21 protein-coding genes are annotated in these 19,323 nt (G+C 62.5%); 7 read left to right on the forward strand and 14 right to left on the reverse strand.

From position 1 onward, the window contains the following. Window positions 1-164 precede the first annotated feature (164 nt). The 10 genes from rpsJ to DT070_RS05535 all read right to left on the reverse strand — a co-directional run bounded on the left by rpsJ (window position 165) and on the right by DT070_RS05535 (window position 9,809). The gene (gene rpsJ, locus DT070_RS05490) at window positions 165-479 is read right to left on the reverse strand and encodes a 30S ribosomal protein S10 (protein ID WP_007838118.1); all 315 of its coding nucleotides are present in this window, start codon (window positions 477-479) and stop codon (window positions 165-167) included. A 25-nt stretch (window positions 480-504) separates the two neighbouring features. Further along, entirely contained in the window at window positions 505-1,695 is a 1,191-nt protein-coding gene (tuf, locus tag DT070_RS05495) for an elongation factor Tu (protein WP_122954486.1), read from the reverse strand. Between the two features lie 145 nt (window positions 1,696-1,840). Beyond that, window positions 1,841-3,943: an elongation factor G gene (fusA, locus tag DT070_RS05500; RefSeq protein WP_122954487.1), complete on the reverse strand. Its 2,103-nt coding sequence runs from the start codon at window positions 3,941-3,943 to the stop codon at window positions 1,841-1,843. A gap of 222 nt (window positions 3,944-4,165) precedes the next feature. Then, window positions 4,166-4,639: a 30S ribosomal protein S7 gene (gene rpsG / locus DT070_RS05505; RefSeq protein WP_011481226.1), complete on the reverse strand. Its 474-nt coding sequence runs from the start codon at window positions 4,637-4,639 to the stop codon at window positions 4,166-4,168. A 223-nt stretch (window positions 4,640-4,862) separates the two neighbouring features. After that, on the reverse strand, window positions 4,863-5,240 hold the full coding sequence (gene rpsL, locus DT070_RS05510) for a 30S ribosomal protein S12 (protein ID WP_092130055.1): 378 nt from the start codon (window positions 5,238-5,240) through the stop codon (window positions 4,863-4,865). A 371-nt stretch (window positions 5,241-5,611) separates the two neighbouring features. Further along, window positions 5,612-6,838, reverse strand: coding sequence for a D-alanyl-D-alanine carboxypeptidase family protein (locus tag DT070_RS05515; RefSeq protein WP_228778567.1), 1,227 nt, complete (start codon window positions 6,836-6,838; stop codon window positions 5,612-5,614). Between the two features lie 60 nt (window positions 6,839-6,898). After that, window positions 6,899-7,540 carry an alpha/beta hydrolase gene (locus DT070_RS05520; protein ID WP_122954488.1) on the reverse strand — a complete coding sequence of 214 codons (642 nt, stop codon included), beginning with the start codon at window positions 7,538-7,540 and terminating at the stop codon, window positions 6,899-6,901. 117 nt (window positions 7,541-7,657) lie between these two features. Continuing rightward, on the reverse strand, window positions 7,658-8,005 hold the full coding sequence (locus DT070_RS05525) for a ferredoxin (RefSeq protein ID WP_122954489.1): 348 nt from the start codon (window positions 8,003-8,005) through the stop codon (window positions 7,658-7,660). A gap of 44 nt (window positions 8,006-8,049) precedes the next feature. Continuing rightward, window positions 8,050-9,120 (reverse strand): VanZ family protein, encoded by a 1,071-nt coding sequence (locus tag DT070_RS05530; protein WP_122957268.1) that lies wholly within the window; start codon window positions 9,118-9,120, stop codon window positions 8,050-8,052. 260 nt (window positions 9,121-9,380) lie between these two features. Further along, on the reverse strand, window positions 9,381-9,809 hold the full coding sequence (locus tag DT070_RS05535) for a CopD family protein (RefSeq protein ID WP_122954490.1): 429 nt from the start codon (window positions 9,807-9,809) through the stop codon (window positions 9,381-9,383). A gap of 557 nt (window positions 9,810-10,366) precedes the next feature. Between DT070_RS05535 and hemB the strand changes: the two genes are divergently transcribed. The 6 genes from hemB to DT070_RS05565 all read left to right on the forward strand — a co-directional run bounded on the left by hemB (window position 10,367) and on the right by DT070_RS05565 (window position 15,278). Beyond that, window positions 10,367-11,398, forward strand: coding sequence for a porphobilinogen synthase (gene hemB / locus DT070_RS05540; RefSeq protein WP_122954491.1), 1,032 nt, complete (start codon window positions 10,367-10,369; stop codon window positions 11,396-11,398). Between the two features lie 38 nt (window positions 11,399-11,436). Continuing rightward, window positions 11,437-12,084, forward strand: coding sequence for a hypothetical protein (locus tag DT070_RS05545; protein ID WP_122954492.1), 648 nt, complete (start codon window positions 11,437-11,439; stop codon window positions 12,082-12,084). A gap of 99 nt (window positions 12,085-12,183) precedes the next feature. Then, a complete protein-coding gene (locus DT070_RS05550; protein WP_122954493.1) occupies window positions 12,184-13,299 on the forward strand; it encodes a magnesium transporter CorA family protein in 1,116 nt (371 codons plus the stop codon). Between the two features lie 49 nt (window positions 13,300-13,348). After that, window positions 13,349-13,927: a DUF2799 domain-containing protein gene (locus DT070_RS05555; RefSeq protein ID WP_122954494.1), complete on the forward strand. Its 579-nt coding sequence runs from the start codon at window positions 13,349-13,351 to the stop codon at window positions 13,925-13,927. An 8-nt stretch (window positions 13,928-13,935) separates the two neighbouring features. Continuing rightward, window positions 13,936-14,688: a DUF72 domain-containing protein gene (locus tag DT070_RS05560; protein ID WP_122954495.1), complete on the forward strand. Its 753-nt coding sequence runs from the start codon at window positions 13,936-13,938 to the stop codon at window positions 14,686-14,688. A gap of 32 nt (window positions 14,689-14,720) precedes the next feature. Then, window positions 14,721-15,278, forward strand: coding sequence for a DUF1003 domain-containing protein (locus DT070_RS05565; RefSeq protein ID WP_228778566.1), 558 nt, complete (start codon window positions 14,721-14,723; stop codon window positions 15,276-15,278). 4 nt (window positions 15,279-15,282) lie between these two features. Here the strand turns inward: DT070_RS05565 and DT070_RS05570 are convergent, their stop codons facing one another. The 4 genes from DT070_RS05570 to DT070_RS05590 form a co-directional block, all read right to left on the reverse strand. Beyond that, window positions 15,283-15,948: a glutathione S-transferase family protein gene (locus tag DT070_RS05570; RefSeq protein ID WP_122954497.1), complete on the reverse strand. Its 666-nt coding sequence runs from the start codon at window positions 15,946-15,948 to the stop codon at window positions 15,283-15,285. A 145-nt stretch (window positions 15,949-16,093) separates the two neighbouring features. Beyond that, window positions 16,094-16,951 carry an amidohydrolase family protein gene (locus tag DT070_RS05580; protein ID WP_369973945.1) on the reverse strand — a complete coding sequence of 286 codons (858 nt, stop codon included), beginning with the start codon at window positions 16,949-16,951 and terminating at the stop codon, window positions 16,094-16,096. Window positions 16,952-17,019: 68 nt separating this feature from the next. Continuing rightward, window positions 17,020-17,709, reverse strand: a complete 690-nt coding sequence (locus DT070_RS05585) for a dienelactone hydrolase family protein (RefSeq protein ID WP_122954500.1) — start codon at window positions 17,707-17,709, stop codon at window positions 17,020-17,022. Between the two features lie 59 nt (window positions 17,710-17,768). Further along, window positions 17,769-18,383: a 2-hydroxychromene-2-carboxylate isomerase gene (locus DT070_RS05590; protein WP_122954501.1), complete on the reverse strand. Its 615-nt coding sequence runs from the start codon at window positions 18,381-18,383 to the stop codon at window positions 17,769-17,771. Between the two features lie 137 nt (window positions 18,384-18,520). Here DT070_RS05590 and DT070_RS05595 point away from each other — a divergent pair, with 137 nt between their 5' ends. Further along, a complete protein-coding gene (locus tag DT070_RS05595) occupies window positions 18,521-19,267 on the forward strand; it encodes an SDR family oxidoreductase (protein WP_122954502.1) in 747 nt (248 codons plus the stop codon). The last annotated feature ends 56 nt before the right edge of the window (window positions 19,268-19,323 follow it).

Raw genomic sequence — 19,323 nt, forward strand, 5'->3', positions numbered from 1 at the left:
TTTGATGTGAAAGACTGTTAATAAAACCGCCCAATCCATGCCAGCAAAAGAACCAACATGTAAAGGACAGCCCAAGAGTATAGCCCAGGCTGCCACAAATGGCAAACCTGGGCTAAAACCTGTCGATTTGGGGCCCGGCTTGTGGCCGAAACCCCGATTTTTGCTTACTGCAGCTTGATTTCGACGTCCACGCCGGCAGGCAGGTCGAGCTTCATCAGGGCGTCCACGGTTTTGTCCGTAGGGTCCACGATGTCCATCAGACGCTGGTGCGTGCGGATTTCCAGCTGGTCGCGGCTCGTCTTGTTGACGTGGGGCGAACGCAGGATGTCGAAACGCTTCATGCGGGTTGGCAGGGGTACGGGGCCCTTGACAATCGCGCCAGTGCGCTTGGCGGTGTCAACAATTTCGGCTGCCGATTGGTCGATCAGCTTGTAATCAAACGCCTTCAGGCGAATGCGGATTTTTTGCTTGGTGGCCATGGTAATTCCTTAAAGATTTGCAGAATTACGCAATGATCTTGGCCACGACGCCAGCGCCGACGGTCTTGCCGCCTTCACGGATGGCGAAGCGCAGACCTTCTTCCATGGCGATCGGGTTGATCAGCTTGACGGTGATCGACACGTTGTCGCCTGGCATGACCATTTCCTTGCCCTCTGGCAACTCGATCGCACCGGTCACGTCCGTCGTGCGGAAGTAGAACTGGGGACGGTAGTTGTTGAAGAATGGCGTGTGGCGGCCGCCTTCGTCCTTGCTCAGAACGTAGATCTCGCCGGTGAAGTGCGTGTGCGGCTTGATGGAGCCGGGCTTGCACAGCACCTGGCCGCGCTGCACGTCTTCGCGCTTGGTGCCGCGGAGCAGGATACCGACGTTGTCACCAGCCTGGCCCTGGTCCAGCAGCTTGCGGAACATTTCCACGCCGGTGCAGGTGGTCTTTTGCGTGTCAGCGATACCGACGATCTCGATTTCTTCGCCGACCTTGATGATCCCGCGCTCGACACGGCCGGTCACGACGGTGCCGCGGCCGGAGATGGAGAACACGTCTTCCACGGGCATCAGGAAGGCGCCGTCAACAGCGCGCTCTGGCAGGGGAATGTAGGTGTCAAGGGCTTCTGCCAGCTTCAGGATCGCGCCTTCGCCGAGGTCGCCCTTGTCGCCTTCCATGGCCAGCTTGGCTGAGCCGTGGATGATGGGGGTCTTGTCGCCGGGGAAATCGTACTTGTCGAGCAACTCGCGCACTTCCATTTCGACGAGCTCGAGCAGTTCGGCGTCGTCAACCATGTCGCACTTGTTCAGGAACACGATGATGTAAGGAACACCCACCTGACGGGCCAGCAGGATGTGCTCGCGGGTCTGGGGCATGGGGCCGTCAGCGGCCGAGCACACCAAAATGGCGCCGTCCATCTGGGCCGCGCCGGTGATCATGTTCTTCACATAGTCGGCATGGCCTGGGCAGTCCACGTGGGCGTAGTGGCGGTTGGCCGTTTCGTACTCGACGTGGGCGGTGTTGATCGTGATGCCGCGTGCTTTTTCTTCGGGCGCCGCGTCAATTTGGTCGTAGCCCTTGGCTTCGCCGCCGAATTTGGATGCCAGAACGGTCGTGATCGCCGCCGTCAGCGTCGTCTTGCCATGGTCCACGTGGCCAATCGTGCCAACGTTGACGTGCGGCTTGGTCCGCTCAAATTTGCCTTTTGCCATTTTTATCTCCAGATAAAGAACATGCCCGTGTACGGTTTAACGTCTGCACTGTGTTGCTGATTCACTTCGCACGGGTACAAAGTGGCACACAATCGCAGACAAGGAAAAAGCGGCCGGCCCCACTGGAGACGGCCGCGAACGTTACTTACTTGGCGCGCGAGGCCATGATGGCTTCCGACACATTGCGCGGGGCTTCAGAGTAGTGCTTGAACTCCATGGAATACGTTGCACGACCCTGCGACATCGAGCGCAGCGTGGTCGAATAACCGAACATTTCAGACAGCGGCACTTCTGCCTTGATGGCCTTGCCGCCACCGACCATGTCTTCCATGCCCTGCACCATGCCGCGACGTGAGGACAAATCGCCCATCACGTTACCGGCGTAGTCTTCAGGCGTCTCAACTTCCACGGCCATCATGGGCTCAAGGATCACCGGGCCGGCCTTGCGGCAGCCTTCCTTGAAACCGAAGATGGCAGCCATCTTGAACGCAAGTTCGTTCGAGTCCACATCGTGGTACGAACCGAAGTGCAGCGTGACCTTGACGTCGACCACCGGGTAACCAGCCAGCACACCGGAGGTGACGGCTTCGTTGATGCCCTTTTCGACCGCGGGGATGTATTCGCGAGGAACCACACCGCCCTTGATGGCGTCGATGAACTCGATGCCCTTGCCGGCTTCGTTGGGTTCGATCTTCAGCACGACGTGGCCGTACTGGCCCTTACCGCCGGACTGACGCACAAACTTGCCTTCAGCGTCTTCCACCGTCTTGCGGATGGTTTCGCGGTAAGCCACTTGCGGCTTGCCCACGTTGGCTTCCACGCCGAACTCGCGCTTCATGCGGTCCACAATGATTTCCAGATGCAGCTCGCCCATACCGGCAATCAGGGTCTGGCCGGACTCTTCGTCGGTCTTGACGCGGAAAGACGGATCTTCCTGGGCCAGACGTTGCAGCGCGATACCCATTTTTTCCTGGTCAGCCTTGGTCTTCGGTTCCACAGCCTGCGTAATCACGGGCTCAGGGAACACCATGCGCTCAAGCATGACGATGGCATCGGGATCGCACAGGGTTTCGCCCGTGGTCACGTCTTTCAGGCCCACGCAGGCGGCGATGTCGCCGGCGCGGATTTCGCTGACTTCTTCACGGTTGTTCGCGTGCATCTGCACGATACGGCCGATACGCTCTTTCTTGCCCTTGATCGGGTTGTAAACGCTGTCGCCCTTTTTCAGAACGCCGGAGTAAACACGCACGAAGGTGAGCTGGCCCACAAATGGGTCAGTCATCAGCTTGAAAGCGAGCGCAGAGAACTTTTCTTCGTCGTCAGCCTTGCGGGTGACGGGCGCTTCGTCTTCGTCCATGCCCTTGACGGGTGGAATGTCGATCGGCGACGGCATGAATTCAATCACGGCGTCCAGCATGCGCTGCACGCCCTTGTTCTTGAAGGCGGAGCCGCAGTACATCGGCTGGATTTCGCTGGCGATGGTACGCGTGCGGATGCCCAGCTTGATTTCGGCTTCGGTCAGGTCGCCCTCTTCCAGGTACTTGTTCATCAGCTCTTCAGACGACTCGGCCGCAGCCTCGACCATCTTCTCGCGCCATTCCTTGGCCAGCTCGACGAGCTCGGCAGGAATATCGCTGTAGGTGAACTTCATGCCTTGCGAGGCTTCGTCCCAGATGATGGCCTTCATCTTCAGCAGGTCGACCACGCCGGTGAAGTTTTCTTCGGCGCCGATGGGGATCACCATCGGAACAGGGCTGGCCTTCAGGCGCAGCTTCATCTGCTCGACGACCTTGAAGAAGTTCGCGCCGGTGCGGTCCATCTTGTTGACGAACGCGAGGCGGGGAACCTTGTACTTGTTGGCCTGGCGCCAGACGGTTTCAGACTGTGGCTGAACGCCGCCCACGGCGCAGTACACCATGCAGGCGCCGTCGAGCACGCGCATGGAACGCTCCACCTCGATGGTGAAGTCCACGTGGCCCGGGGTGTCGATGATGTTGATGCGGTGCTCAGGCAGGGACGTGTCCATGCCCTTCCAGAAGCAGGTGGTGGCGGCAGAGGTAATCGTGATGCCGCGCTCCTGCTCTTGCTCCATCCAGTCCATGGTGGCCGCGCCGTCGTGAACTTCACCAATCTTGTGGTTCACGCCGGTGTAAAAAAGGATCCGCTCGGTGGTGGTGGTCTTGCCGGCGTCAATGTGCGCGGAAATTCCGATGTTGCGGTAGTTTTGAATGGGGGTAGCGCGGGACATAAATTACTTTCAGTTCGGGGTTACGAACAAAGACTCGTTGAAAGACTGCCCGACCCCGGGCATCTCTCATCTCTTCTACGCGTCTGCCGGCCGGGAAGCGATGTCGTGCATCACATCCGGCTGACAGGAATTGGGGTTGAACCGGTGGCAATCAAGATGAAGATCATCTTTAAACCACCCGGCAACCCGTCAATCCAGCGCAGCAAATACTGCGATCGAAAATTAGAAGCGGAAGTGGCTGAACGCCTTGTTCGCTTCTGCCATGCGGTGAACTTCGTCACGCTTTTTCATGGCGCCGCCACGGCCTTCGGTGGCTTCCATCAGCTCATTGGCCAAACGGAGGGACATCGACTTCTCGCCGCGCTTCTTGGCGGCTTCTTTCAGCCAGCGCATGGCCAGGGCCATACGGCGGACAGGACGCACTTCAACCGGCACCTGGTAGTTGGCGCCGCCGACGCGGCGGGATTTCACTTCAACCATGGGCTTGATGTTGCCGATGGCCATGTGGAAAGCCTCAAGCGGGTCTTTTCCGGGGTTCTTTTTCTCGATGAAATCGAGCGCGCCGTAAATGATGCGCTCGGCGACGGCCTTTTTGCCGCCTTGCATGATCACGTTCATGAACTTGGCGAGATCAACATCGCCAAATTTTGGATCAGGAAGAATTTCACGTTTAGGGACTTCGCGACGACGTGGCATTTTTCACCTCTTTGCTTCAGTTGGCATTGCTTTTGGCAACACCGCGAGAGTTATCAAAACCCTCACTTACTCGACCGGTGCAACTATTTGCACTTGGGTCACTTCGTTTCAGACACCTGCCAGGGCGAATGAAACACCTGTTTTGAAGAACTATCACAGAGGACTGTGACAACTGCTTCTGGCGCGAGCTCCCGGTAAAGGGAACACCCGAGCCGGTTTGGCTTTATTTGGCCTTTGGCTTCTTCGCACCGTACTTGGAGCGCGACTGCTTGCGGTCTTTCACGCCTTGCAAGTCGAGCGAACCACGGACGATGTGGTAACGCACACCGGGCAAGTCCTTGACACGACCGCCGCGAACCAGCACCACGCTGTGTTCCTGCAGGTTGTGGCCTTCGCCGCCGATGTAGGAAATGATTTCAAAACCGTTGGTCAGGCGCACTTTGGCGACCTTACGCAGAGCGGAATTGGGCTTTTTAGGCGTCGTGGTGTACACACGGGTGCACACACCGCGGCGCTGCGGAGAATTTTCCATCGCAGGGCTCTTGGACTTGATCTTTTCGACCTCGCGCCCCTGACGGACTAACTGATTAATGGTTGGCATTGAAAACGTCCCTAAACGTCTGAAAACTACATTTACCGTGTTGATACGGCCACAAATATTTCCCGCCGTGAAAGCGGAAAAGCCTTCTAGTATAAACCGGAAGGGAAAAAGGCTCAAGTAAAAGGCGATCGGCGCGAGAAAGGTATGCGGGCGAACAGCCCGAATCGGCACCGTGACCCCGGCTTTTGGGGGTCCGCATGCGCGCAGGCTTCAACGATGTTAGCGCCCACTCCAGCATCTCGAGGATGTCTTTGCCTCTGAACTTACCCTGGAGGCCAGAACACCCGGTGATTGAAGCGCAGACTTCCCCGCCGTCTTCAGCGAAGCGCCAACCAGCCCCCAGGCGCTCCGCCAAACTTCCTTGACTGTCTTTATTTGATCCAGAGCCGGATCGCGTCCCAGGCGCGGCCGAGAATGCCGGCTTCTTCCACGGCTTCCAGCGCCACCAAAGGCACCTCCGCCACTGGCGTAGGGTTGTCGCCCAGTGTGACTTTCAGGGTGCCCAAGGCCTGCCCTTTGGCAAATGGCGCCACCAGCGGGTCGGGCCGGGCGACCTGGGTTTTCACTTTGGGCGCGCTGCCGGCGGCCACGGCCACCACGATGGCTTCGGGGCGGCCCAGCTTGACGGTCGACGACTTGCCCTTCCAGACCGCGGGCGCGACCACGGCCTGGCCGGCGTCGAACAGCTTGACGGCCTCATACGCGGTGTAGCCCCAGTTCAGCAGTTTTTGCGACTCATTGGCGCGGGCGCTGTCGCTGGAGGTGCCCAGCACGATGGCCAGCAGGCGGCGCCCGCCGGGAGCGCCCGCCGAGCCCAGATTCGGGAAGTCGCGTTTGGCGGTGGCGATCATGCAATAGCCGGCGGCGTCGGTGTGGCCGGTTTTCAGGCCATCGACGGACGGGTCGCGGAACAGCAGGGTGTTGCGGTTGGTGTCGTTGGCGGCCGGGGTGCCGGGGTAGCGGTATTTCTTGATAGCCGAGTAGCCGATGTAATCCGGGAAATCCGTCATCAGCCGCGTGGAAAGGATGCTCAGGTCGCGCGCCGTGGTGGTGTGGCCGGGTTCGGTCAGGCCTTCGGGGTTTTTGTAGCTGGTCGACTTCATGCCCAGCGCCTTGGCCTGCTCGTTCATGAGCCGGACAAAGTTTTCGGCCGTGCCGCCCACGCCTTCGGCCAGCGCCATGGTGGCGTCGTTGCCCGACTGCACGACCATGCCCTTGATCAGGTCCTCGACGGGCACCTTCATCTTCGGATCGATGAACATGCGCGAACCCGGCATCTTCCAGGCGCGCTCGCTGACGCTAAAGGTTTGTTTCAGGTCGATTTTTTTGGATTTGAGCGCGTCGAACACCAGGTATTCGGTCATCAGCTTGGTCAGCGACGCCGGCTCGACCGGGGAATCAATGTCCTTGGCCGCCAGGATCTGGTTGGCGGTGACGTCCAGCAGCAAATAGGAACGTGCTGCGATTTCGGGCGCCTGCGGCACCTGGGCGTGCACCGCGGGCAGCACAACGGAAAAAGCCAGAAACAGGGGGGCGACAAAAGCGCGCAGGCCGTGGGCAGGGGAAAAGTCCGTGAGGGCCTTGAGTGAACGTTGCATGTAAGAGGTATCAGTGAAGGGTGAAGAAACCGGATGAGCCGGATAAGGCCTGCGGCACGCTCAGATCGCGGGTGAAGACAGGTGGCGGACCACCAGGTTTTTCAACAGCGGCAATTGTCCATGAAAGAAATGGCCGCCCCCGGGGACAACCGTAACAGGGAGTGCCTGCGGGCGCGCCCAGTCCAGCACGGCGGAAAACAGCACGGTGTCGTCCTCCTCGCCGTGCACCACCAGGGTTTTGGGGTGCGCGGCAGGGTCGATCGGCGCGGCCGGTGCTCGGGTGACGCTGGTGCCGACCAGCACCAGCTTTTCAATGTCGCGGCTGGCGGCCAGGCGCGCAAAGGCATGCGTGGTGACAAACGCGCCGAACGAGAACCCCGCGAGCGCCAGCACCTGGCCGCCGGCGGCCGGCGCGGCGTGTTCGACCACGGCCAGGAAATCCTCCAGTTCGCCCCGGCCTTCGTCGTGGCTGCCGGCGCTGCCGCCCACACCGCGAAAGTTAAAGCGTACCGCCGTCCATCCGCACTGCACAAAGGCCCGCGCAAGCGTCTGCACCACCTTGTTGTCCATGGTGCCGGCAAACAGCGGGTGCGGATGCGCAATCACCGCGATGCCGCGCGACTCGCCGGCGGGACGGTCCAGCGCGATTTCAATGGCGCCAGCGGGCCCCTGGATGAGGGATTTTTGGGTTTGGGCGTTCACGAAAAAAACCTTTGAGACGGGTTATTTGCTATCAAAATTGTAGCTAAAAGCCAAGGCGGCGCCTGATCTGGAGGCCTAAATCATGCCGAATCTTGTCAACACGTGACGAAGGCCGGCCTAGCGCCCCAGATGCGCCGGTGTCACCAGGCGTTCCACCACTTTGCCGTTTTTCAGGTGCGACTCAACGATCTCGTCGATGTCGCTGGCATCCACGTAGGTGTACCAGACGGCTTCCGGGTAGACCACCGCCACCGGGCCGCCCGCGCAGCGGTCCAGGCAGCCGGCCTTGTTCACGCGCACCTTGCCCGGCCCGGCCAGCCCGGCGGCTTTTACCTGCGACTTGCAGCGGTCAAAGCCTTCCTGCGCGCGGTGGTCGGCGCAGCAGTCTTCGCCGTTCTCGCGCTGGTTCAGGCAAAAGAAGATGTGGCGTTCGTAATAGGAATGGGAGGATTTTGAGTCGGGCATGCCGTGACTTTAGAGGATTGCGGTGTTCCCTCGCCCCAGCGAGGTCAAGGTCGCGGCTCGCGGCCCGAAAGCCGCAGCAATACATAGAGCAGCGCCGCATAAGGCCAGATCCAGCCGAGCCACTGCACCACGCCGTGGAAACGGATGAAACGGCCCTGCTCCCAGGTTTGCAGGGTTTGCGCAAAGTAAGGATCTGCGGGCGCCTGATTCAGCAGCCCGAGGTGAATGGCCAGCGCCAGCAGCGCCAGCGCCGCCGCAGCGCGGCGCGGCACCGGCAACAGCGCCAGGGCCAGCAGCGCTGCTAAGCCGATGCCCACCTGCACCGGCAAATCCAGCCAGGCCCAGGCGTGGTCCGGGCCATAGCTGAGGGCGGCCGACAGCGCCGACACCGCAATGCCGGTGGCGATGATTGCGGCGGAGAACGCCGCGCGCTGCCAGAGCGTGCGGATCACGCAGTAGCCGAGCAGGCAGGGGATCAGCGCGCCCAGGGCGACGCACAGCAACTCGGCGGCCGGCACCAGCGGCTGCAGCTCCATGTCGCGCACCGGCATCCATTCCAGGAAGGGCGTATCGGTCAGCACCTCGGCCAGCGCCGCCTCCAGCCGCTCGAACACCTGGCCCAGCCCCATCGGCACCGACGCCGGGAACAGCAGCGCCAGCGGCCAGAGCACGAGCAGCACCAGCGCGCCGCGCGCATCCTGCGCAAACCAGCGCGCCCGGAAGCGGCTCCAGCGGTCGACCACGCCGGCCCTTTCAAGCGCCCAGGCAAAACAGGCGCCCAGCCAGGCGCCCAGCGTGTTGAGCGCCAGGTCGACATTGGAAGGAATGCGCGACGGCAAATAGCTTTGCAGCGTTTCCATCGCCAGCGACAGCAGGCCGCAAGCCAGCACCGCCACCGTCACCGCCCACGACACACGCCGGCTGCGCAAGGCCGCCAGCGCCAGCAGAAAACCCAGCGGCGCGTAGCCGAACAGGTTGGCGCCCACATCAAAACCCGTCCAGTACTGCGGCAGCGGCGCGGTCAGGAACCGAAACGGTGAAATGCCCTGGTCGCGCCAGTCGGCGAAAGGGTAGAGGCTGGCGTAGACGACCAGGCAGATGGCGGCGAGGGCCAGGGGCCAGGCGGTGGTCTTGTGAACACCCCTATTGGAATGTTGCGCACCCCCGACATTCTCACTACGCTTCGCTTCGTGTAGTTCTGCCCCCCCTTGCAGGGGAGTACGTTGCACACCCCTATCGTTCTCACTCCGCTTCGCTTCGTGTAGTGCCTTTTCCCCTTGCAGGGGACGACGCGAGGCGCCCGGCGAAACCGGTTCGCCCGCGTCTGCTGGGTTGGGAGGGGGCGTCTTTTTCACTGCGCTGCCCTGGCTGTGACTTAAAAGGGCTTGACCACAACCAGGACGACTGCTGCGAACAGCAGCAGCACCGGCACTTCATTGAACCAGCGAAACCACTTGTGGCTGCGGGTGTTGCGGTTGGCGACAAACTTGCCGAGCAGGCGGCTGCAGGCGTGGTGGTAGCCGATCACCAGCACCACCACGGCGAGCTTGGCGTGCATCCAGCCGTTGCCCGGGCCGCGGCCTATGCCGTAACCCAGGTACAGCCACAAGCCGAAAGCCAGCGCCGGCACGGCCAGGATGGTGGTGAAACGCATCAGCTTGCGCGCCATCAGGATGAGCCGCTCACGCTCTGCCACGCTTTCCGGCGGCACCATCGCCAGGTTCACAAAGATGCGCGGCAGGTAAAAAAGCCCCGCGAACCAGCTGGCGATGAAAACGATATGGAGTGATTTGACCCAGAGCATGAACAAAGTGTAGCCCCCACGCTCCCCACTGCGTGTGGTCGCTGCCCCCCGAGGGGGTCGCCCGCCTGCGGCCCGGCAAAGCCGGTTCCGCGGCTCATGCTGGTTTAACCCGCGCCCACTCCCCTGAGACGATGACGGCACTGCGGCCGCGCGTTCAGAAATTCGTTTGCCGGGATGAAGCGCCCGGAGCACAGCAACCGGAATGGACTTAAGTCCATGAGGATTCCGAGCACCGCGCAACGCAGCGATTCGCCCGGCCAGCGGATTTATGAATGTGCGGACAAAAAAAATGCCCGGGGCATAAGCCACCGGGCTGGTAAGCCTTTTTTGCTGTCACACGCAAAGGCCCCGCTCAGGGAGGAAAAGCGGGATGCGGTCGCCAAATTGGTAACCACACGTATTAATTCTAATCATGCACATCCTGTTTTGGCAATGGTTTTCTAAGTAATCTAAGAAACTTTCATGTAAAGCTGGCCATAGCTTGAAGCCGTCAAGCGCCGCCATGGCCGGCGCCAAATACTTCGAGGTATTCATAAAGCTTTGGCACAATTTGCCGCATGACCTCCCATGCCTCCAACTCCGCCCCTTTTGCGCCTTTTCCGGCCGGCCGCCCCCGGCGCCTGCGCCGCGACAGCTTCACCCGCAACCTCGTGCGTGAGCACGCACTCACCGCGCATGACCTGATTTACCCGGTGTTTGTGGTCGACGGCAAGCAGCAGCGCCAGCCCGTGGCGTCCATGCCTGGCGTAGAAAGGCTGAGCCTGGACCTGTTGCTGCCGGTGGCCGAAGAGTGCGTGAAGCTGGGCATTCCGGTGATGGCGCTGTTTCCGGTGGTCGATGCGTCCCTGAAGACCTACGACGGCGTGGAAGCGACCAACCCCGACGGGCTGATCCCGCGCGTGGTGCGCGAACTCAAGAAGAACTTCCCCGGCCTGGGCGTGATGACCGACGTGGCGCTGGACCCCTTCACCACGCACGGCCAGGACGGCCTGCCGGATGACAGCGGTTACATCCTGAACGAAGAGACGACCGCCATGCTGGTGCGCCAGGCGATGTGCCAGGCCGAAGCCGGCGTGGACATGGTCGCGCCCAGCGACATGATGGACGGCCGCATCGGCGCCATCCGCCAGGCGCTGGAGGCCCAAAAGCTCATCCACACGCGCATCATGGCCTACAGCGCCAAGTACGCCAGCGCGTTTTACGGGCCCTTCCGCGACGCGGTCGGCTCGGCCGCCAACCTGGGCAAGGCGGACAAAAAAACCTACCAGATGGACCCGGGCAACAGCGACGAAGCGCTGCGCGAAGTGGCCATGGACATCGCCGAAGGCGCCGACATGGTGATGGTCAAACCCGGCATGCCCTACCTGGACGTGGTGCGCCGCGTGAAAGACGCGTTCGGCGTGCCGACCTTCGCCTACCAGGTCAGCGGCGAGTACGCCATGATCAAGGCCGCCGCACAAAACGGCTGGCTGGACCACGACGCCGTGATGATGGAAAGCCTGCTGGCCTTCAAGCGCGCCGGCGCCGACGGTGTGCTGACCTACTTTGCGATCGACGCAGCGCGCAAGCTGCAGCAGCAGCGAAGCTGAACCGGCCAAGCCTTCCACGCCAGGGACCCGACTCCAACATGAGCGCAGTGGATTGCTTCAAGCACGAGTTTTTGGGCTACCTGAATGGCCTGCCGATCTATCACCCACTAGAGAAAGTGACGCTGGAAGACACCGGCCGCGGCTATCGTGAATTTGCGTGCGACGAATCCTCGTTGGTCATAGGAGGGGGTTCAGGCGAGCATCCAGCGCTCGTGATCCACGGGATTGACTCGCTGGTCGCCAAATACCTGTTGCACGACCTGGACATGTCCGCAGCGCACGATCAACGAAGACCCGCGACACCCTCTACGGATGCCATCGACAGGCTGGTGGACATCGTTGAGGCCGACAGCCATTCGCTCGTTTTTCATGACTGGACCATGCAGCACCACAGGCGCTTCTGTGAGCACGCCATGTCGCCGCTGAACCAGACGCCCCTCGGGGAAAAAGAGGCTGCCGAGCAGTGGATAAAACTCTCCCTGGGCGAATTTGTGTACTTCTCCCTTCCCGAGCTCTGCCCCAGGCTTGGTGAGATGCAGGATCTGGCAGGCCTCTTCAAGGAAGACGGTTGGGAAGCCGGCTATTGGATGGGCAATGTCTCCTGCCCGCCACCGGGATACAGGCCCAGATCGCAGTTTCAGAATCAGGGATTCTTCGGGTGGGAGTACACGCGTTCAAAACCGTGACAATGCACGGCCGCTATCAAAACAATAGCTATCAGCCCATACAGTACCTGGGCTGGAGGCCAATTTGATTCATAAATAATGCAGGGCTGAGAAACTTTCATGCGCGTTTTCAACATCACCACCGGCGGACAGGGCGTTACCGAAACCGACGCCCTGCCGACCGCGCTGCCCGCCCAGGGTTTTGTATGGGTCGCCTGCGCGCGGCGCGAGTTCGAGGTGCTGCAGGCGCAGATCCAGGCCAGCCTGCAGTTGCTGTGCGGCACCCAGCTGGTCGACCTGCATGTGGCCGATTTGCTGAACAACCAGCTGCCTTCGCACTACGACTACACCTCGCAGTACGACATCATGGTGTTTCGCCGCCTGGCCGCCGGCCAGACCGAAACCGACCTCAGCACACCCGGCGAGCCGCTGCACGAGCGCATGAAACGCAGCGGCCCGCCGGTGCTCAAACGCATCGACACCAGCCCGGTCGGCTTTGCCGTGTTCGACCAGCTGCTGCTGACCGTGCACCCGACCGACTGCGCCGTGCGCGACGCCTATGCGGCCCGGCTGCTCAACGCGACGACGGCGGAGTCGCGCTCCAGCGGCGTCAAGCTGCCCACCAGCCCCGCCGACATGATGCTGCGCATCGTCAACCAGATGGTGGACGGCTACCTGGAGCTGCGGCGCGAGCTCACGCGCCAGCTGGACCACTGGCAGTCCGAGCTGCTCAAGCCCGGCACGCGGTTTACCAACTGGAGCTCGGTGCTCGACGCACGGCTGGCCATGCACCACCTCGACGAGATCTGCGAAGACCAGCGCTCGGCCGTGCAGGACTGGGTCGATTCCATCGAAACCTGGCCCGAGAGCGCAACGCCGGCGGCGATGCGCGAGCGCGAGCTGCTCAAGGTGCGCTCACGCGATGTGCTCGAGCACATCGAACGTGTGGTGCACCACGTGCGCCGCATGGAGCAAAGCGCCGAAACCGCGGTGCAGATGCATTTTTCGGCGCAGAGCAACCGCACCAACGACATCATGCGCACGCTGACGGCACTCACCGCCATCTTCCTGCCGCTGAACCTGATCACCGGCTTCTTCGGCATGAACTTCGAGTTCATGCCCTTTATCCACACGCCCACCGGCTTCTGGCTGACCTTCGGGTTCATGATCCTGCTCGTCGTGGTGGTGGTCACGGTGTTCTGGCGCAAGCAATACCTGGCCCGGACCCGGCGTTAAGTTCACGCACCCGTTGTCTGTCGCTCCTCATCGCCAGCAGGAAACACCCATGACCCCAGCCCTCATCCGTTTCTTTCCCGTGTTGCTCATCGCCGCAGCCGCGCTGCTGGCCGGCTGCGAAAGCCTCAGCCCCGCCGAATGCGCCACCGCCGACTGGCGCCAGCTGGGCATCCAGGACGGCAGCCGCGGCCGCAGTGACCGCGCGGCCGACTACTACGAGTCCTGCGCCAAGGCCGGCATCCCGGTCAACGTGGCCGTCTACCGCCAGGGCCGCGACCAGGGCCTGGTGAGCTATTGCCAGCCGGCCAACGCCCTGAATGAAGGCCTGGCGGGCAACAGCTACGAAGGCGTGTGCCCCGCGCCCATGGACCAGAACTTCCGCAACATCCACGGCATCGCCTGGCGTGAGCAGGACGCCCGCAAGACGCTGGCGCGGCTGCAGAACGAGCAGGACCGCATGCAGTCCGAGCTGCGCGATTCGAAAACCGCCGAAGACCGCAAACGCACCCTGCGCGAGCAACTCTCGCGCTCGGACCGCCGCATCGAAGACGCCCGCCTCGCCCTGCGTGACGCCAGCTACCAGCTGGACCGCCTGCGCAGCGACATGCACCAGCGCGGCCAGTACTGACCCCTGCCATGCCGCCTGCCCACGGAGATCTGTCAAACGTGCGGGTGGGCTGTGCGGGCTGGAGCCTGCCGCGCGAAACCTGGCCGGAGTTTCCCGAAGCCGGCAGCCACCTTGAGCGCTATGCCGCGCGTTTGAATGCGGCCGAAATCAACTCGTCGTTTTACCGCCCGCACCAGCCCGCCACCTATGCGCGCTGGGCCGCCAGCGTGCCGGACGGTTTCCGCTTCAGCGTCAAGCTGCCCAAAACCATCACGCACGAAAAGCGCCTGCGCGATTGCGAAAACCTGCTGGACGATTTTTTGCCGCAAGTCACCAGCCTCGGTGAAAAGCTCGGCTGCCTGCTGGTGCAACTGCCGCCCAGCCTGGCGTTTGATGCGGCCGCCGTGCGGGCGTTCTTCGATGCGTTGCGCGAGCGGCATGCCGGCGCCATCGCGATTGAACCGCGCCATGCCAGCTGGTTCACGCCGGCGGCCGACGCGTTGCTGCAAGCTGCGGGCGTGGGCCGCGTGCTGGCCGACCCGGTGATGTTTGACGCAGGCCGTGCACCCGGCGGCGATCCGGGCCTGGTCTACGTGCGCCTGCACGGCTCGCCGCGCATGTATTACTCGGCGTATGCGCCGGCCGTGCTGGATGCGCTGATTGTCCGGCTCAAGCTTGCGGCGGCGTCTGACGCTTCGCTCTGGTGCATCTTTGACAATACAGCCAGCGGCGCCGCGGTGCCCGATGCGCTGTACCTGGCGCGCGGGCTGGCCCGGCGCTGATCCCGGCGGCCACGCCGCCCGAAAGGATGCCCATGACCCCACACTCCGGCGCTAAATCCGCGACCTGCGCCGACGACCTGACGCGCGAAAACGTGCAGTCCATGCGGCGCGTGGAAGAAGCCGCACTGGCCAACCGCAGCCGCGCCGACCGCATGGCCGCCTTTATCGCCACCTTCTGCGGCTCCATGCCGTTTGTGTGGCTGCACGTACTCGCCTTCGCCTTGTGGATAGGGCTCAACTCGTGGCCGGGACTGAAGCACTGGGACCCGTATCCCTTTACCTTCCTCACGCTGGTGGTGTCGCTTGAAGCGATCTTTCTCTCGTCCTTCATTTTGATCAGCCAGAACTACGAACTGCGCATCAGCGACAGGCGCAACCAGCTGGATTTGCAGATCAACCTGCTGACCGAGCAGGAGAACACCAAGATGATCCAGATGCTCGAACGCATCGCCAAAAAAGTCGGCGCCGACGTCGCCGACCCGGATGTCCGCATCCTCAAAGAAAGCACCGACCCGGAAAAGTTGATCGCCCAGATCGAGCAGGCGCAGCGCGACAACCCGCCGGCGGCGGACGCCGCGGCGAAGGGTTAGAAACTCACACCCAAGGCTGGGCCAGACCTTCTTCGTTGAAAGCCTTGATCACCGCGGGCCGCGCCAGTGCCCGTTGCAGGTAAGGCCCCAGGTGCGCACGGTCGCGCGCGGGTTTGGACGCGAAGTTGCGCGTCCACCGGCACAGCGTCAGCGCGTAGATGTCCACCGCCGAATACTTCGCGCCCAGCAGCCAGGGCTGCGCATGCGTTTTTTCCAGCCTTGCCAGTTCGGCGTCCAGCTGGTCCAGCATCAAGCCGACCTTGGTTTCGGCGTGCGACTTCAACTCGGCCACACCGGCGTCGTTGCCGGGGTTCATCCAGCGGTCGGTGTAGAAATAAATAATCAGCGTCGACTGCATGGTGTTGGTCAACCAGATCAGCCATTTGTAGAAATGCGCGCGCTCCGTGCTGCCGACGGCCGGGGCCAAACCAGCTTCAGGATGCGTGTCGCACAAATGCAGACAGATCGCCGCGGTTTCATACAGCACCAGATCGCCGTCGACCAGCGTCGGGATCAGGCCGTTGGGATTGAGCTTGCGATAAGCCTCGGAGCGATGCGCACCTGTGCTGGTGTCGACCAGGATTTTTTCAAACGGCACGCCCAGTTCCTGCAGCAGGATATGGGGTGCCATGGCGGCGGAACTGGGGGAAAAATGCAGTTGGTATGTCATATGCCCCCACGCTTTTCACTTCGTGTAATGCGCTGCCCCCCGAGGGGGCCGCCCGCCTGCGGTCTGGCAAAGCCAGTCCCGCGGCTCATGCTGGGTTGAAGAGTCTCGTCGTCGTTCATATCGATGCCATCCTATTCGCGAATAGTTATTTTTCGGCGAGTCCAAAGATGCCCGCCGCATTGCCCCAGGCGATTTTGCGGGCTACATCGGCGGGCAAATCTCCCAGCCAGCCGCGGTAACCCTTCATCAGCTCGTCGTAGTATTGCCAGCGCTGGTTGACCCAGGTGTCGGAGCCGATCATGAAGCGGCCGGGGTACTTGAGGATCAGCGTGCGCCATTCGGGGCACAGCCTGCCGCCTTCACAGGTCAGGCCCGGCCGATACGACAGCTCGCCCATCAGCTGCGGGTATTTGCCCAGCAGCGCATCGACACGCGCCACGGGCGCGCCGCCTATGCCGGTGTGCGCCCAGATGAGGCGCACGTCGGGCGCGTGGGCCATCAGCAGGTCGATCGCCGTGTCGTCGACATGCGAGAGCACGGCGAGCCTGTTCTTTGCCGCGAACTGCATCAGCTTTTTGGCGACCGGGCCGTTGGCGTTGGCGCTGTCGTAGAGGTGGAATTCGCCGATGCCTTTGTACGGCCCGGCCTGGTCGCCGGTGACGCCGCGGGCAAACTCGGTTTGCACCATCTCGTAAATCGTCTCGTCCCGAAACCAGTTGTCGTAGTCGGCGCGGTTGCGGTACAGGCGGATAAAGGGCACCACGGTGACGCCGGCCTGCCGGGTTTCGGGCATGGCGGCGAGCGATTTGGTGCCGTCGTTGGGCCGGGAGTTGGCGACGATGGCTTTGACGCCGTTGCGTTTCATGCGCGCCAAAACATCCGCCGGCGTGTGGGGTCCGCTGTTCCCGTTCCACGCCTCTTCGTTGTAATGCAGGTGCGTGTCGAACAGCGGGCCGACGTAGTCGGCCGCCAGGCTTGGCGCGGCGCTTGCTATCAAAACAATAGCTACAAGCCCATGCCCCACCTTGGCTAGAGGCCTAAAACGATTGAAACCCGGCGCGCCGCGCATGATCAGGCCAGCTTGTCCGCAAAGAACGCCAGCGAGCGCTCACGCGCCAGTTTGGCGGCGGCTTCGTCATACGCGCCGCGCTGGTCACAATTAAAGCCGTGGTCGGCCGGGTAAATATGGGTCTCGACTTCCGGGTGCGCCTTGATAAAAGCGTGGATGGTGTCCAGGGGAATCGAATGGTCGCGATCGCTGAAGTGGGCCAGCACCGGGCATTGCGGTTGCAGGGCGATCTCGGCCGGGGCCGTCATGCCGCCGCCGTAGTAAGGCACCGCCGCGCTCAGGCCCTTGAGCAGGCACGCCGCGCGCCACGCCAGAAAACCGCCCCAGCAAAAGCCGATGATGCCGACCTTGCCGCCGCCGGTTTTGGCCGCGTAATCAATGGCGGCCTGGATGTCCGTCAGCACGCCCGGCGCGGGCAGCCCGTTGACGGCAGCCTTCAATGCGATGCCCTCTTTGATCGTGGCGTCGTCGTAGCCCATGTCAACGCCGGGTTTGACGCGGTGAAACGTCGCCGGCGCCACCGCCAGGTAACCCTGGGCGGCAAAGCGGTCCGTGACAGCCTGGATGTGCGAGTTGACGCCAAAAATTTCCTGCAAAACCACAACAGCAGCCTTGGGTTTGCCCGCTGGCTCGGCGACGTAGGCCGGAAACACAAAGCCGTCAGCGGCCTTCAGATCGATGAATTTACCCACGGTGCAATCTCCTTGGTTTCAATAAAAGTGTCAAAAAATCGGTCGGCTTATGAACGGGCTCAAGGGTTGGCTTTGGCGGCCAGCGCGCGCTCCACAAAATCAAGCCGGTCCTGGCCCCAGAACAGTTCGCCTTCGATGACATAACTGGGCGCGCCGAACACGCCGGCGTCAATCGCCTGCTGGGTGTTGGCTTCATAGCGCTCCTGCACGGCCTGGCTGAAGGACTGCTCCAGCCGCTCGGCAGGCAGGCCGCATTCGGCGAGCAGTTCAGCCAGCACTTTTTCGTCGGCGATGTGGCGCTCACGCACCCACACGGCGCTGAAGATCGCCCCGCCGATTTTCATCGCGGCTTCTGCGCCGTCATGCTGGTCGACCGCGATGATGAGGCGCGACGCATCGTCGCCCGAGACGGGGAAAAATTTGGGCTTGAGGTTCAGCGGCGCATGCAGAAAGTCGGAAAAACGCTGCAGCTCCAGCAGCCGGTAGGCCTGGCGCTGCGGCGCCCGCTGGCCCAGCGGCAGCCCGCCCGAGATCGGGAAGACCTTGCCGCCCAGGTCAATGGGCAGCACCCGTACGGTGGCGCCGGCCGCGCGTGCGATCTGCGCAAAGCGCTCGTGGCCCAGGTAGGTCCAGGGGCTTTGCGGGGTGAAGTAGTAGTCGACGGTGGTGCTCAAGATGGTCTCCTCCAGGTTGGCTGGATGGTTGGGTTCGCGCAGGCGAATACGGTATGGGGATGATGCAGCTTAAGGTACATTGATCCGCCCAAGGCTTGTTTTTACCCGGGATTGCCATTCCCTGCAGGAGGTGCGGTTTGTCAAAAGTTGTTCTGATCACCGGCGGCTCACGCGGCATTGGCGCCGCCTCGGCCCTGCTGGCGGCACGCCAGGGCTGGGCGGTGGCCGTCAACTACACCCGCAACTCGCTGGCCGCCGACGAGGTGGTGCGGCAAATCCGCCAGGCCGGCGGCCAGGCCATCACGGTGCAGGCCGATGTGGCCGACGAGGCGCAGGTGCTGGCCATGTTTGAAAAGGTCGACGCCAAGCTCGGCCGCCTGGACGGCCTGGTCAACAACGCCGGTGTGGTGGACCGCACCACCCGCGTCGACGCCCTGACGCTGGAGCGGCTGCGGCGCATGTTCGAGATCAATGTGTTTGGCTCTTTTCTCTGCGCGCGCGAGGCCGTCAAGCGCATGAGCACCCGCTACGGCGGCACGGGCGGCGCCATCGTCAATGTCTCCAGCGCCGCGGCGCGGCTGGGCGCGCCCGGCCAGTATGTGGACTACGCGGCGGCCAAGGGCGCCATCGACACCTTCACCATCGGCCTGGCCAAGGAAGTCGCCGCTGAAGGCATTCGTGTGAACGCGGTGCGGCCCGGCATCATTGACACCGACATCCACGCCTCGGGCGGCCTGCCCGACCGGGCGCGCGACCTGGCGCCGCAAGTGCCGATGCAGCGGGCCGGCACGGCAGAAGAAGTTGCTGAATCGATTGTCTGGCTGCTGGGGGACAATGCGGGCTACACAACAGCGGCATTGATTGACGTCGCGGGAGGAAGGTAGTGCCCCCACGCTCCCCCACTGCGTGTGGGTCGCTGCCCCCCGAGGGGGCCGCCCGC

Source organism: Polaromonas sp. SP1 (assembly GCF_003711205.1).
Classification (GTDB): Bacteria; Pseudomonadota; Gammaproteobacteria; order Burkholderiales; family Burkholderiaceae_C; genus Polaromonas.

Coding starts and splice junctions, on each gene's coding strand:
- fusA (WP_122954487.1), bottom strand. CDS start 3,943: ATGTCCCGCGCTACCCCCATTCAAAACTACCGCAACATCGGAATTTCC.
- DT070_RS05535 (WP_122954490.1), bottom strand. CDS start 9,809: ATGCTCTGGGTCAAATCACTCCATATCGTTTTCATCGCCAGCTGGTTC.
- DT070_RS05525 (WP_122954489.1), bottom strand. CDS start 8,005: ATGCCCGACTCAAAATCCTCCCATTCCTATTACGAACGCCACATCTTC.
- rpsG (WP_011481226.1), bottom strand. CDS start 4,639: ATGCCACGTCGTCGCGAAGTCCCTAAACGTGAAATTCTTCCTGATCCA.
- DT070_RS05515 (WP_228778567.1), bottom strand. CDS start 6,838: ATGCAACGTTCACTCAAGGCCCTCACGGACTTTTCCCCTGCCCACGGC.
- DT070_RS05555 (WP_122954494.1), top strand. CDS start 13,349: ATGACCCCAGCCCTCATCCGTTTCTTTCCCGTGTTGCTCATCGCCGCA.
- DT070_RS05570 (WP_122954497.1), bottom strand. CDS start 15,948: ATGACATACCAACTGCATTTTTCCCCCAGTTCCGCCGCCATGGCACCC.
- tuf (WP_122954486.1), bottom strand. CDS start 1,695: ATGGCAAAAGGCAAATTTGAGCGGACCAAGCCGCACGTCAACGTTGGC.
- rpsL (WP_092130055.1), bottom strand. CDS start 5,240: ATGCCAACCATTAATCAGTTAGTCCGTCAGGGGCGCGAGGTCGAAAAG.
- DT070_RS05545 (WP_122954492.1), top strand. CDS start 11,437: ATGAGCGCAGTGGATTGCTTCAAGCACGAGTTTTTGGGCTACCTGAAT.
- DT070_RS05550 (WP_122954493.1), top strand. CDS start 12,184: ATGCGCGTTTTCAACATCACCACCGGCGGACAGGGCGTTACCGAAACC.
- DT070_RS05560 (WP_122954495.1), top strand. CDS start 13,936: ATGCCGCCTGCCCACGGAGATCTGTCAAACGTGCGGGTGGGCTGTGCG.
- DT070_RS05565 (WP_228778566.1), top strand. CDS start 14,721: ATGACCCCACACTCCGGCGCTAAATCCGCGACCTGCGCCGACGACCTG.
- hemB (WP_122954491.1), top strand. CDS start 10,367: ATGACCTCCCATGCCTCCAACTCCGCCCCTTTTGCGCCTTTTCCGGCC.
- rpsJ (WP_007838118.1), bottom strand. CDS start 479: ATGGCCACCAAGCAAAAAATCCGCATTCGCCTGAAGGCGTTTGATTAC.